The 14,933-nt window shown below is 38.5% G+C and carries 9 protein-coding genes; 4 read left to right on the top strand and 5 right to left on the bottom strand.

The window, feature by feature from the left end; translation table 11 throughout:
* Position 1 precedes the first annotated feature (1 nt).
* Both DKG77_RS03335 and DKG77_RS03330 read right to left on the bottom strand, forming a co-directional pair.
* Positions 2-2,068 carry a PorP/SprF family type IX secretion system membrane protein gene (locus DKG77_RS03335; protein WP_109660173.1) on the bottom strand — a complete coding sequence of 689 codons (2,067 nt, stop codon included), beginning with the start codon at positions 2,066-2,068 and terminating at the stop codon, positions 2-4.
* Positions 2,069-2,074: 6 nt separating this feature from the next.
* Entirely contained in the window at positions 2,075-4,306 is a 2,232-nt protein-coding gene (locus tag DKG77_RS03330) for a T9SS type B sorting domain-containing protein (protein WP_109660171.1), read from the bottom strand.
* A 263-nt stretch (positions 4,307-4,569) separates the two neighbouring features.
* Here DKG77_RS03330 and DKG77_RS03325 point away from each other — a divergent pair, with 263 nt between their 5' ends.
* The gene (locus DKG77_RS03325) at positions 4,570-6,255 is read left to right on the top strand and encodes a glutamine--tRNA ligase/YqeY domain fusion protein (protein WP_109660169.1); all 1,686 of its coding nucleotides are present in this window, start codon (positions 4,570-4,572) and stop codon (positions 6,253-6,255) included.
* Between the two features lie 256 nt (positions 6,256-6,511).
* Here DKG77_RS03325 and DKG77_RS03320 read toward each other — a convergent pair whose 3' ends face one another.
* Entirely contained in the window at positions 6,512-7,438 is a 927-nt protein-coding gene (locus DKG77_RS03320; RefSeq protein ID WP_109660167.1) for an SPFH domain-containing protein, read from the bottom strand.
* Positions 7,439-7,644: 206 nt separating this feature from the next.
* Here DKG77_RS03320 and DKG77_RS03315 point away from each other — a divergent pair, with 206 nt between their 5' ends.
* Complete coding sequence (locus DKG77_RS03315; RefSeq protein WP_109660165.1) at positions 7,645-8,370, top strand: hypothetical protein; 726 nt, start codon at positions 7,645-7,647, stop codon at positions 8,368-8,370.
* A gap of 31 nt (positions 8,371-8,401) precedes the next feature.
* Here the strand turns inward: DKG77_RS03315 and gltX are convergent, their stop codons facing one another.
* Positions 8,402-9,916: a glutamate--tRNA ligase gene (gene gltX, locus DKG77_RS03310; protein WP_109660163.1), complete on the bottom strand. Its 1,515-nt coding sequence runs from the start codon at positions 9,914-9,916 to the stop codon at positions 8,402-8,404.
* 54 nt (positions 9,917-9,970) lie between these two features.
* Positions 9,971-11,020, bottom strand: coding sequence for an alkane 1-monooxygenase (locus DKG77_RS03305; protein ID WP_109660161.1), 1,050 nt, complete (start codon positions 11,018-11,020; stop codon positions 9,971-9,973).
* Positions 11,021-11,093: 73 nt separating this feature from the next.
* Here DKG77_RS03305 and DKG77_RS03300 point away from each other — a divergent pair, with 73 nt between their 5' ends.
* The gene (locus DKG77_RS03300) at positions 11,094-14,519 is read left to right on the top strand and encodes a hypothetical protein (protein ID WP_109660159.1); all 3,426 of its coding nucleotides are present in this window, start codon (positions 11,094-11,096) and stop codon (positions 14,517-14,519) included.
* The gene (gene ybeY, locus DKG77_RS03295; protein ID WP_109660158.1) at positions 14,512-14,931 is read left to right on the top strand and encodes an rRNA maturation RNase YbeY; all 420 of its coding nucleotides are present in this window, start codon (positions 14,512-14,514) and stop codon (positions 14,929-14,931) included. Before DKG77_RS03300 ends, ybeY begins: the two co-directional genes overlap by 8 nt.
* Positions 14,932-14,933 lie beyond the last annotated feature (2 nt).

Raw genomic sequence — 14,933 nt, 5'->3', positions numbered from 1 at the left:
CTTAACTATTGGAGTTTGGTTTTACTCGCATGATCCACATTTTGTCATCATACGAAGCATTTAGTTTGGAATAGTATGAGGTGAGAGCATTGTTCCAGGTTTCATGTTTTTTAAGGTAGACATACCTATAATTGTTTTCTGGATTTATAAAATAGCTCGCATTTAAACCTTTGGCATTCAATTCTTTAACAAATCGCTTTGCGTTTGAAGGTTTTTCAAAAACATTTGCAATAATGTAAAAGCCTGAACTAAGGCCATTAATTTTGTATGTTTTGTAGGAGACTTGAGAAGTATTGCCCTTTGTTTTGGAGTTGGCAATATTTTTATGCAGCGCATTATCTCCGTATTTTGATTCTTTGTGTGTGTCCACTTTAACAAAACTGTTGTTAGGATTTACGCCTTGAACGTTCATGACCCAAGCATCGCCTTGGTAGGCACCATTAAACTGTGTATGGTATGCTTCAACAGCTTCTTTTTTGTCTCTATACCCTTTTAGGTATACATAGTTGAGTCCATTTTTTGGGTTTTCAAAATAGCCGGCATCTATGCCTTGTGCTTGAAGTGTTTCGAGAAAAGCGTCTACATTTCTAGGGTCTTTAAAGACGTTCGCAATTAAGTAATGACCACTTTCCACATTTGGAATATTGAAGGATCTAAAACGGCCAATGGTCTTTTTGGAAGTACGATTTGTTCTATCTCTTTTTATAGTTGTTTTTTCTGCAACTCGCGAATTTTCGGAGTCATTTAGATGAATAACTTTTTTGGCCGCAGTGGTATTGGACAGCCCATGATTTGATATAGGGCTTGTTTTTTGTCTTGACAGTATATCAACACTGTCCATGTTGGCAAAATAAACCTCCTTGGCTTTTTCTTCCAGTTCTGGCATCTCCCCTTTCGTTTCTCTCCGCACCATTTTCATTACGGTTTCAAACCTTCTTTCAAGGTCTCTTTCTCGAGCACTTTCAATGGAATCTTGACGAAGTAATAGCTCATCGAGGATGGCATCGTTTTCTGCCAACTTTGTTTCCAGTTCGGCAATCTTAAGGTCCTTTTCAGAGAGGGTTAGATTTTCTTCAGGAACCGTTTCTGCATCTACTAGATCTTCGTTTTCTTTTTCAAGCATTACACGGTCTTCTGTCAGGTTTGGAGTGAATGAATAAGCTAAAGAAACCTCATGGCTCACACCAAAATTTTCAAAATTGTTGGAGAGTCCCTTTTCAACAGTGTATCCTATAGAAAGACTTTTGTTAAGGTTAAAGCCCAATCCGGCAGAGGCTCCATAGAAGTCATCATACCCTGCTTGAACCCACCCTAGTTTTGGTAAATCCATGATAAGGTTACCGCCTAGAACAAGGTTCTCTTCACCGGTCTTACGAACTCGAGCCAATGGCATTAATCTACCTTTTTCTAAAATACCCGAACCGTTTTTAAACTGATGGGTATATTGTAGGTGGCCTGAATAAGTTTTCTCATTAAACTCGGTTACTGACTCACTGTTTTTAAGATTATAGTCAAAAAGATTTTCAGCAAAAGCACCGAAATCAAAATTGCCATATGAGATATTGAAGCCTGGCTGAAAAGTAATCAAAGAACTACTTTCCAAACTATTTAAGAAAGGGTCGTTGTCTAAAGCATTGGCACGGTTTTGATTAAATGCACTTTGATAATATGAGAAATTGGCCCCAAAAGTGAAATTACTTTTTTGGCTTAGTTTAATTCCGTAAGCGTAATTTGCGTGGACTCCAAAATTATTGAAGAGCCCTTCACGATTTGTAAAAAGACTAAGTCCAACCCCACTGCGATCTCCTATTCTACCACTATAACTCAGAAAATAAACTTGATTATTATCATTAAAAGATACCGATTGGTTTCTGTGGAATAGATTAACATATGATTTATCCTCCCGCACTGTTGAAAATGTAGGGTTTATCAAGAACCTGTTGAATTTCAGCAGATTTTGAGAAGGAACATCATATGCTACAAACGGATTCTCTTCCTGGGCGCGTAATCCAGAAAAAGAAAGCATTAGGATGAAGATTAGTAATAGTTGGGGTTTGTTTGAGTACATTCTGTTTTATCTGATCACAGTTATAGTTCCTTGTTTTAGACTTTGTCCTCCTCTTGTAACTTTATAATAAAAAATCATGTTAGGCTTATTGAACGAAGTGGTAGATTGAGGCCAATTGTTTTCATAATTGGATTGGCTAAACACCTGTCTTCCTCTCTCATCAAATATGGTAACAACAACATCTTGGTTTCTGGAATATGTGTTTGGTAATACCCACAAATCATTTATTCCGTCACCGTTTGCCGTAATAACATTAGGGATGGAAAATGTATCTCTAAAGGTTACTGTAACAACTCTGCTGGTATTACAGTTTCCAAAACTGGCCACCAATAAATACTCTCCTTCTTGTTCAAAGTTGAAGAAACTCTGTTCGCCCAAAAGAGTGTTGTTGGAATCATACCATTGATACGATTCGGCCCCACTAGCAGTTAGTGTTTCTGTTTCACCTTCAATTATTACAAGGTCTTGTTCTTTATCAAGAGTCAACAACGATTCATCAAATTCCCTTATTGTTACTTCGTTAGAGGTAATGGGACAATCATGGGTTCTAATAACTAATTGGTACACCCCAACTTCTGTTGCGGTAATATTTTCTGAGGAGGTATCTATAATGACACCATCTCTTAACCATTCAAATGTTTCATCGGCCAAGCTTTCTGAACTATTGAAGACAATAGGGTCTGCACCATCGCAAAGAACGGTTCCGTTTGTTGTAATTTCTAAAACTTGGTTTGTAGACAATGTCACGTCTAAACCGTTAGATGTAGGAGTAAAACTGTCTAAAACACCATTTAGTGTATAAGATCCGTTTTCTTCAAAATTTGAGACCGTTATTGTTTTAGAAGTCTCTCCGCTAATATCGCCCCCATCATTTACCCATTGATAACTAAATGAAGATTCAATATCGGAGGTAACATCTGTTCTTGCTCCCGAACTACTTACAGCGTTAATAGCAGATAGACTAAGTGTTGCGCCACCACTTTGACATGAAGTATACGACCCAACATAGTCAATTTCAAACTCAAAAGAGTCTGGTGAAACAACCGTTGTGGTTTCAGAGTCTAGAGGAGAAGCTGCACACCCACCTCCATTTTCGATTACTCTTGCAAAGTATACTCCTATAAGGTCAACCGCCAAAGAGCTATTGGTTGCCCCAGAAATAGGCACTCCATCTTTGTACCATTGATAAGATGGCGCTGTAGCTGTTGTGGTAACAGAAAGTGTTTTGATTTGCGAAGGCAATAGAACAATATCACCATCATTTTGCCTTGTCACAGTAAAGTCACCTAGATTTCTTATGGTTATTGACGGTGATCTTTCTAAACAGGCAGCGGCCCCTTCAACCTCAACTTCATAACTTCCTTCATAACCAGTTATAGAGGTATTTACATTATATGTATCTGCTTCTAAAGTGGGTCCAGCAACTATTGCTCCATCTTTGTACCAAGTATAGGTTAGCCCTAAGCCGGTTATATTAGCTTGAAGAGCATGTGAATCTCCGGGACAGAGTCCAATATCATCAGAACCAGTTATTGCAATACCAACACTGCTTCCCGTGGAAATCTCAATCGAGTTGGAAAGAGTATTTGCAGACCCAGAACATACAGACCCGTAATCCAACTCTACATAGTACATTCCGGGAGTGGAAACGGTAAGGTTTTCTGTTTTTTCGGCTAACAATGTTCCGCTCCTGTACCAATTGTAAGTATAGGTGTTGGCATTCGGAATATTATGTGGAGAAAGGGTAACGGACCCACCACCACAAGATTGTATTACACCACCGGAGGGAATGGAGCCATTTCCGTCTTCGCTTATTAGAAGCGGGGAGTTGAATTGCACATAATGCATTGGATATGCATCTGTTGCCGGGCTGGTTTTAGCTGGACTTGTGCTACGAACACGAAGCTTGTAGTTTTCACCGCTTACATCTGTAGGTACGGCAAAATTGAAGTCAAAATTAAAATCTGTGTTTCTGTCACCAACTCTAGAAAGCTCTCTGGGGCTTCCAAAGTTTCCGTTTGAATCTGAAAGCTCAAGGATGAACTCATTACCCGAATCAACCAAGGGAGGACTCCACCTGAAGCTTACGTCATAAGAATTAAAACTATCCGAAGCACATGCAGCGGTCCAAACGGTTGTAGGTTTATCTAGTACTTGTGCCCCAAGGAAGTGGGTGCCAAGCAGCATAATTGCGAATACAATCACAAAAATGCTATTATATGAACTAGTTTTCTTCATCAGCGTTAGTTTTAAGAGGTTGTGGGCAATAATGCCCTATAGTTGTGCCCCTTAATTTTGTTCAGTTCTGCCGGGCGCCATAAACACCCGCTATTTCATATAATATTCTAATAACAAATATGATTTTTATTTCGCCTAATGGAAAGATATTGTTGTAGGCTATGGTAAAAGTGTTGTGAAAATGGCTTTCTTTGTATACACCAATGCACGATTAATGGCCCTGAACGCCGAATTTTACTACATTTGCGCTTCAATTTTTTAAAATGGAGGAAGAAGTTAAATCATTGAATTTTATTGAGCACATTGTTGAGGAAGATTTGGCAAATGGATATGATAGGCAAGACCTGCGTTTTCGTTTCCCGCCAGAGCCAAATGGATACCTTCATATTGGTCATGCCAGCTCTATTTGTCTAAATTTTGGACTGGGGCTTAGGTACAATGCACCTGTGAACTTACGATTTGACGATACAAACCCGGCAAAAGAGGAAAAAGAGTATGTAGATGCCATCAAAAAAGATGTTTCTTGGTTGGGGTATGAATGGGATACAGAGCGCTATGCTTCAGATTACTTTCAGCAGCTTTATGACTGGGCGGTTGAGTTAATCAAGCAGGGTAAGGCTTACGTGGATAGTCAAAGTTCACAAGAAATGGCTGATCAGAAAGGAACTCCAACTGAAGCTGGAAAAGAAAGCCCATATAGAAATCGTTCTGTTGAAGAGAACCTCACGCTTTTTGAGGGCATGAAAAATGGTGATTTTGAAGAAGGAAAACATGTGCTTCGAGCTAAAATAGACATGACATCTTCCAATATGTTGATGCGTGACCCTATCATGTATCGGGTTTTGCACAAACCACACCATAGAACAAATACCGATTGGTGTATTTATCCCATGTACGATTGGACCCACGGTGAAAGCGATTACATAGAACAGGTGTCGCACTCTCTCTGTACATTGGAGTTTTTGCCACACCGAGAATTGTATAATTGGTTTTTAGACCAATTGGTAGATTCTAAAAAACTTCGCCCAAAACAACGAGAATTTGCCAGAAGAAATTTAAGCCATACCGTTGTGAGCAAGCGTAAATTGTTACAATTGGTGGAGAGTGGCGTGGTCGATAGTTGGGACGACCCACGCATGCCAACTATATCTGGCTTAAGAAGAAGAGGGTATACTCCTGAATCTATTAGGAATTTTGCGGACACCATTGGAATTGCAAAAAGAGAGAATATTGTGGATGTGTCCTTGTTGGAATTTCATGTAAGGGAGCACTTGAACAAAATTGCTCCAAGAGTGATGGCGGTGCTCAATCCCTTAAAAGTGGTTATAACAAATTATGAAGAAGGTAAGGAGGAGTGGTTAGAAGCCGAGAACAATCCAGGAGATGAATCTGCTGGGAGTAGAAAGGTTCCATTCTCTAAAGAACTGTTCATAGAACAGGAAGATTTTAGGGAAGAGGCAAATCGTAAGTTTTTTAGATTAAAACTTGGTGGGGAGGTTAGATTAAAGAACGGCTATATTATTAAAGCGGAAAGCTGCACTAAAGATTCTGAAGGAAACATCACTGAGGTGCAATGCACTTATGATCCAAAAAGTAAAAGTGGTAGTGGTACAGAAGAAAGTTTGAGAAAAGTAAAGGGAACTCTGCATTGGGTTTCTGTTGCGCACGCCGTTAAGGCTGAAGTTCGTTTGTATGATCGTTTGTTCAATGATGAAAATCCAGATGGACATAAGGATAAGGAATTCATGGAATTTGTGAATCCTAATTCTTTACAAAAAATCACAGGATATTTAGAACCGAGTCTGAAAGATGCAAAAGTTGGAGATAGATTTCAGTTTCAACGATTAGGGTATTTTAATGTGGATACGGATTCAACAAATGAAAATTTGGTTTTTAACAGAACGGTGACCTTGAGAGATACTTGGGCCAAATTGGAGCAAAAATCTTAACATAGAGTTTATCTATTCAATCCAAGAATACCATTTGGTTTATTTATTAAAACAAACCTGTTTTAAAGCGATTTAAGCAATGTTCTTTAATATGTAACCCAATTCCTTTCCTTAAACAAGAAAGTAATAAAGCATTCTTTTAATTAAGAAATTGAACTTTTCAGGAAGACTTCTTATGAGGGGTCCTTGTTTATCAGATAGAAAAGAAAAAGAGAGCGGAATTCGCTCTCTTTTTTATTTACTGAACTAAATATTTCTATTCCTCTTTTTTAACGTTTGTCTTTTTCATAGACTCTCCTATCATATTGCTTGCAGTAAATGAAGCAACCATATTGTTAAGCATATCGCTACCGGCTTGGGGAGAATTTGGCAACAGAATCAAATTAGTGTTGGTTTCTTCTCCAATGGATTGCAACGTATCATAATGTTGTGTAACTACAATCAAGGCAGATGCCTCTTGCGAGTTGATACCAACTTTGTTCAAAACCTCAACGGATTCTTCCAACCCTCTTGCAATTTCACGACGCTGATCGGCAATACCTTGTCCTTGCAATCTTTTGCTTTCAGCTTCAGCTTTTGCTTTTTCTACAATTAAGATTCTGGCTGCGTCGCCTTCAAACTGTGCCGCGATTTTTTCACGTTCTGAAGCATTAATACGGTTCATTGCCTCTTTTACCTGTGCATCTGGATCAATATCGGTAACAAGCGTTTTAATAATGTCGTATCCATATTCCAACATCGCATCTTGCAATTCTGATTTTACGGCGATGGCGATGTCATCCTTTTTAACAAAGACATCATCCAATTTCATTTTGGGAACTTCGGCCCGTACCACATCAAAAACATAAGAAGTGATTTGATCGTGTGGGTATTCCAATTTGTAGAACGCTTCATAGACCTTTGATTTGATGACTACGTATTGCACGGAAACTTTAAGTTTTACAAAGACATCATCCAAGGTTTTGGTCTCTACGATAACATCCAGTTGCTGAATTTTTAACCCAACACGGGATACAATCCTATCCACCAACGGAATTTTCATTTGCAAACCAGATTGACGAATACTGTTGAAACGACCAAAACGTTCCACAATGGCTGCGGTTTGTTGTTTTACCGTAAAGAAGGATGAAAATAGAATGATAAGCCCAACAAAGATTAAAGGAATAAGAAGAAAGTTGCCCATAGCAGATAGATTTTAAGTTAAAAAGTTAAAGTACAAAACTCTGTAAGATATAGGTAGCCAATGATCAAGTTTTGTTACACATCCGTCAATTGGTAATCTGGATTTTCGGCAAGAGATACAAATAAAGGAGGTATAATAGTGATTTTTCTAACTTTACTAGTAAACTATGGTGTTTGATAACATGGAGCTCTTCTAAATTATTCAGGATGAAAAAAGCATTTTTTCTTTTAAGCCTCATTACTGTCCAGTATGCAGTTGGACAGGATGATTTTAATCAAGTAAAAGAATATGTTGGAAAGCTAGTTAGGGTTAAGGAAGTTAGCACTTTGAAAAATATGAAGTTTGGGTCATTTGAAACATTGGTAGTGACAGACCTTGTTGAGAGAAAGCTGGATTTTGGATACTTACATCAACGATATTTAATGTTACCAGTAATAGTTGAAGAACTAAGGGTTAACATGATAAGTAGGAATGACACTATAGTTCATGGTTGGATTTCTGAATATAACCCAAGACAGAAGAAACATTTTGGTATACAAGCCTTCAAGAATTCTTCGCTATTTCTTAATGAGTACGTGCTAAAGCACAACGAATTGTATAAATCAAATTTGACTGTTGAAGATTTTGAAGAGCAAATGGTTACAGAATACTTAGTCGGGTTTGGCTGTGGCTTTACAGGAATTGATATTTCTCAAAAAACAAGGGAGTCAATGAGGTTTGTTAGAAAGAAAAAGAAACGGCAATTAAGCCGATTTTTAACATCGTTTTCACCAGAATTACAGACATTAGGTGCTCTAGGCCTATTTAAATTGGGCAAGGTTGGTACAGAGCAAATGCGGATAATCAGTCACCTAAAAAAAAGAAACTCCACGATAAATAGTTGTTCAGGTTGTATATATGGCTTTGGTGAAAGACTGGAGCAATCAAACTAAAAATTATAACAGTTGTAGGTCAATTTCAACTCTACCCCAAAACCTCCAAAGCTTTTTTAATCCTCGTTACACTTTCTTCTTTACCTAGCAGCGCAAGAATATCAAAAATATGGGGCCCTTTTAGTTCCCCAACAATAATAAGTCGGAGTGGGCCCATCACTTTTCCAAAAGAAAGTTCATTTTCCGTAATCCATGCTTTTACATTGGCCTCAGCAGTAGCTGAGCTAAAGTCTTCGGTTGCCGCCAAAATCTCAGCTACTTTTTGCATGAGTTGAGGCGTATCTTCTTTCCACTGTTTTTTTACCGCTTTTTCGTTGTAGGCGGCAGGAGCCTCAAAAAAGTAATTGCCCAACTCCCAAAAATCAGAGACGTAGTCGGCACGTTCCTTTATTAGCGAAACTACTTTTGTAACGTATTCTAGCTTGACTGCAGATTCAGGAAGAGAAGTGAAACTCTTTTGAAGAAATGTTATAAATGAGGATGCAAGCTCTTCATCACTTTTCTTCTGCAAATATTGATGATTGTACCATTTTGTTTTTTCAGGATCAAAGCGTGCGCCAGATTTGTTTACACGCTCCAAACTAAAGGCTTTAATCAGTTCTTCTAGACTAAACAGCTCTTGCTCCGTTCCAGGGTTCCATCCCAAAAGCGCCAAAAAGTTGACAACAGCTTCTGGAAAATATCCCGCTTCGCGATACCCTTGAGATTCGTTCCAAGACAATGGAAAAACAGGAAAACCTCCTTTTTCACCATCCCGCTTGCTCAGTTTTCCCTTGCCAACGGGTTTCATGATAAGGGGAAGATGAGCAAATTCTGGAGCTTTCCAGTCAAAAGCATTATATAATAATTGGTGCAGTGCCAAAGAGGGAAGCCACTCTTCACCACGGATGACATGGGTGATTTCCATAAGGTGATCATCCACAATATTTGCCAAATGATAGGTGGGCATGCCATCACTTTTAAAAATGATTTTATCATCAAGAATATTGGTGTCTATTTTAATTTCACCTCGGATGATATCGTCTAATACCAACTGTTGGTCTTGCGGAGATTTAAAACGGATAACATAATCTTCCCCAGCGTCCAATTTCTTTTGCGTCTCTTCGGTCGTCAATGAAAGGGAATTGGAAAGCTTTAGTCTATTGTGCCAATTATAGATAAAAGTCTTGCCTTTGGCTTCATGGTCTTTGCGATGAAAGTCCAAACGTTCTGAGGTGTCAAACGCATAATAGGCATGTCCTTTTTCAATCAGTTCCAAGGCATAAGCCTTGTACAAATGTTTTCGCTCACTTTGTCTGTAGGGACCAAAGCTTCCTTCTTTCCCCGGCCCTTCATCAAAGGGAATACCGCACCAGTTTAAGGCTTCAGCTATATATTCCTCCGCGCCTTCTACATATCGGTTTTGATCGGTGTCCTCTATTCGGAGCACGAAATCACCTCCATTTTTTTTGGCGAACAAATAATTGAACAAAGCTGTGCGTACACCTCCTATGTGCAAAGGCCCGGTTGGGCTGGGAGCAAAACGAACCCGTACTTTTTGACTCATGCGATACTGAATTGAGCCGCAAAGATACGGTGCATTAAAAGATCTAAAAAGAGATTAGGAATATGCCTTTTTCATTTTAGCGGGAATCCTGGGGTTCATGATCTTAAACCATAGAGGAGGCAGAAAAGAAAGCACCATGGACGTTGGATAACCATATGGCATTTGTGGTGAAATATCATGATAGTCCAACAGCTGGTATTTCTTGGCAGATTTGTAATGATGGTCACTATGTCTGGTAAGTTCATAAAGCACTATTCTACCAATTACATGATTGCTGTTCCAAGAATGGCTTTCACGTACCCGCTCATATCTTCCCGAGGGCAATTTATTTCGCATGAGCCCATAGTGTTCTATGTAGTTAACGGTTTCCAACAAAAGAAAGCCTACAACTCCAGCTCCCAGAGAAAACCAAGTGCCGTTGGCGCCAAATAAAATATAGACCAATACTAAATACGCTGTCTGAAACAAGCTATACCATAGCATATCGTTTTTGAAACTAAGGAAAGGAAGTCTATCATTCTTTAACAGTCTAAACTGCAGTTTCCAAGCACTAATATATTGTCTTACTACAGATGTGAGCCAAAAGGAATAGACGGGTTGGTTGTATTTTGCAGTAGCTGGGTCTTCTTTTGTGGCAGCATTTGCGTGGTGACCAAAATTATGTTCAATATAAAAATGCATATAGAAAGAAGGAAGTAAAAGCAACTTTCCCAGATGGCGTTCATTGGTAGTTTGGCGGTGGCCTAGTTCATGGGCCACGTTAATTCCGTTTACACCAAATACAATTCCAATAGAAAACACAAGACCAATTAGTTCATAAAGTGCATAATTGGTAGTTGTGATATCCCAGAGCGAATAGAATAGGAATCCAAATACAATAGGAATGTTGAGGTAAAGCATCCAATCAAAAAACTTGCTTTTGGATTTTTCTGTTCGTTCCTGATCGGATAGGTTGGATGAATCCAGGGGGAGCAAAAGTTCCAAAAACGGAATAATGACAAATGCATAAAAAGGGGTAAAATAACTCCAATATCCCTTTAAATAAATGCTAACAAGAGCAGAAAGCGGTATTGTCATGGCTGCGAGGTACTTAAAATCTTTCATAGCTATGTTTTAACAAAAAGTTTTCAGGACTATTCCCTGCTATCAGGTATCTTGGTAATAAATATAACAGATTTTGAATAGTTACCATAAGATACTTGGCAAGCTCAATGAGTTTAGTAAGAAGTATTATACAAAGCAATTAATTAAGGGAAGCCTGCTGTTTTTGGCAATTGGGCTCCTGTTTTTGTTGGGAGTAATGTCTTTGGAATATATACTTTGGTTGAACCAAGATTGGCGACTTGCCCTGTTTGTAGCGTTTTTGATTGTTGAGTTGTTCTTGGTCTACAATTTTATTTTGGTTCCAGTGTTCTTACTTTTCAAGATTAGAAAGGGAATATCCAACAAGGAGGCTTCACTGCTTATTGGGAAACATTTCCCACAAATAGACGATAAACTGTACAACCTGCTGGAATTGGCAGAAAACAAATCGGCTTCGGAACTTTTATTGGCGAGTATTGAGCAGCGAAGCAAGGACCTGAGCCAGGTTTCATTTACCAAAGCAATAGACTTTAAAGAGAGTTTTAAGTACGCTAAGTATGTTGTTGTTCCTATTCTTATTTTAGGGTTTATATGGTTGTCTGGGAACATTGTTTCCTTTTTTAATTCATACAAAAGGGTGGTCAATTATGATATGGCATTTGAGCAACCGGCGCCTTTTGCATTTCAAGTGTTAAACGAGAGCTTGGAGGTATTGGATAATGAGCCACTGACCATACAGGTTACAACAACTGGCGATGTAAAACCGGATAATATTTTTATGGTGGTGCAAGGAGAAGAGTTGTTGCTTAGAAATTTGGATGGTATTTATACCTATACTTTTGAGGCACCAGTAAGTGAAAGCAGCTTTTATTTGACAGCCAATGGATGGAGCTCTAAAAACTATATCGTTCGAAGCTTTAAAACACCTGCTTTGGTGGATTTTGGCATGCAATTGACTTTTCCAACATACACACAACGTAAGGCAGAACTGATAAAGGGAACCGGGAATGCAATTGTTCCTGAGGGAACCAGGGTAACATGGAGTATTTGGGGAAAGTATGTTGAAGAAATTAATATGTCCACTAGAGACACAACGTTGGCTTTTACCAAGGAGAGTAATGCATTTGAATATTCGGAAAGGGTTTATAGTGATTTTGGGTATGAGTTAAGTACCTCAAATGCCAATGTGAAGAACTTTGAGAAACTGGGGTATCAACTGGAGGTGGTTAAGGATGAATATCCGTCATTGGATGTTAGCCAGCTTTTGGATTCTATTAATCCAAACCAATCGTTTTATACGGGCCAGGCAGCTGATGATTACAAGGTAAGTAGGATACGTGCCGTTTGTTACCCACAAGATGATGAACAAAATGCACAGAGAGTGGTTTTAGAATCACCAAACACCAATGTTCATCAATTTTATTACACTTTTCCGTCTGGCTTTGCACTTGAAAAAGGGAAGAACTATAAGTTGTATTTTGAAGTTGTTGACAATGATGGACTTAGAAACGGAAAGGTGACTAAAAGCAAAACCTTTAGCACATCACTTTATGATGATAATCAGCTGAAAAAGAATGAGTTAGAGTTTCAAAACAATGTTTTAAGCAAATTGGACAAGTCTCTTGAGAAATATAAAGAACAACAAGAAACTCTTTCAAAAATAAACAATAAACAAAAAGAGGAAAATACATTAAACTTTGATGACAAGAATGAGATAAGAGATTTTCTTCAAAAGCAGGAACGGCAGGAAGAATTGATGGAAAAGTTCAGCAAACAATTAAAGGAAAGTTTGGACAAGGATGATAGCTCAGATGATAGGAAGAAAATGTTACGGGAAAGATTGGAGCGCCAGGAATTGGAAGCCAGGAAGAATGAAAAGCTGTTGGAAGAATTAAACAAGCTTGCAGATAAGATAGATAAAGAACAATTAAAGAAGAAGCTTGATGAGCTTGGAAAGAAACAGAGTTCGGGGGCACGTAATTTGGAGCAGATTTTAGAGCTTACAAAAAGGTATTATGTAACTGAGAAAATGTCTCAGTTAGCCAAGGAGCTAGATAAGTTATCCAAAGAACAGGAAAACCTTTCTAAAGAGGAACATGCTGTATCTGAAGAAGCGAAAGAACAGCAAAAGTTAAATGATGATTTTAATCAATTGGCCAAAGAGTTGGACGAACTTAAAAGGGACAATGAAGGTTTAAAAAAGCCTGTTAGCTTAAACGTAAAGGATAAGGATAAACAAGCAGTCAAAGAGGACCAACAAAAAGCTTTGAATGAGTTAAATAAAAGTAAAGAGCAACAAGAAAAATCGGAGAAGGAGCAGAATGGGTCTCCAGACAGTAAGGCAGCCCAGAAGCAGAAGTCAGCCGCTCAGAAGATGAAAGAAATGAGCAAGTCTCTTCAACAGGGGTCAATGAGTGGAGGTGGTTCTTCTATTACTGAGGATGCTGAAATGCTCAGACAAATTTTAGACAATTTGGTCACATTTTCCTTTAAGCAAGAAAGTCTGTTCGAAGCTGTAGATGGCTCTGATGTTGATATAGCTCAGTTTTCAAGAACAGTAAGAGATCAGAAAGAATTGCGTAGATTATTTGAACATGTTGATGATAGCTTGTTTGCATTATCGCTTCGAAGGGCAGAGCTATCTGAATTTGTGAATGAGCAAATAACGGAGGTATATTATAATATAGATAAATCACTTGAAAGCATAGCGGAGAATCAAGTGTTCCAAGGGGCATCTTATCAGCAATATGTTATTAATGCCACTAACGCATTGGCCGATTTCTTAGCCAACATTCTTGACAATATGCAACAGAATATGAAGCCCGGGCAAGGAAGTGGACAAGGAGGCGCAGATTTTCAACTGCCGGACATTATAGAAGGACAACAAGGCGTTAAGGAAAAGATGGGCAGTTCTGGGGAGCAGGGCGCTAATAAATCAGGGCAGAACGGCAAAGAAGGAGAAGGACAACAGGGCGAAGGAGAAAAGCAAGGGTCTGGAAATAAAGGCAAAAAAGGTGATAAGGGAGAAGGTGAAGGAGGACAAAAGGGAGATGGGCAACAAGGAGGTGGAAATGGGAATGAAGGCCAAAACGGAGATGGTGAAATGGGACTAAGCGAGATTTATGAAATCTATAAGGAGCAGCAGTACATACGACAGCAATTAGAGAAACAGCTAAATGATTTAATCAATAATGCTGACAGGAATCTGGCCAAGAAGCTTATTAGACAAATGGAAGATTTTGAAAACGATGTTTTAGAAAATGGAATTACACAGCGCACCAAAAACAAGGTGAATACGATTCAACATGAACTGCTAAAGCTTAAGAATGCTACTTTAAAACAAGGCAAAAAAAAGGAAAGAGAAAGCAATACAAACCTTAACATATTTACCAATCCAATAACAACAAAGCCTGAACTACTTAAGGAATACCAGAACGACATTGAAATATTAAATAGACAAGCACTACCTTTGCGGCAAAATTACGAAGAGAAGGTTAAGGTTTATTTTAAGAATGATTGATTTCCATTTCAAGTCAGAGTTTGTTTTAGAGGACAAAACCCATTATTCCGACTGGGTTGCTAGAATTATAGAATCTGAAGGCTTTGTAGTAGGACAATTGGATTATGTTTTTTGCGCGGATGATGAGCTATTGGGCATCAATCAGAAGTATCTTAATCATGACACTTATACAGATATTATCACCTTTGATTATTCAAGCGGTAAAACCCTATCTGGCGATATTTTTATTTCTACAGAGAGAGTTGCGGAGAATGCACTAGTGTATAAGGTAAGTCTGGAAACGGAGCTTTTGAGGGTTATGTGTCATGGGGTTTTGCACTTAATGGGTTTTAGCGACAAGACGGATGATGAGAAGGTTTTGATGAGAGGAAAAGAAGAGGAAAAGATTAAATTGTTCCACGTGGAACATTAGAT

The organism is Flagellimonas aquimarina, assembly GCF_003149745.1.
Lineage (GTDB): Bacteria > Bacteroidota > Bacteroidia > Flavobacteriales > Flavobacteriaceae > Flagellimonas > Flagellimonas aquimarina.
The sequence above is the reverse complement of the archived record's forward strand: the minus strand, read 5'-3'. Positions and strand labels throughout refer to the sequence as shown.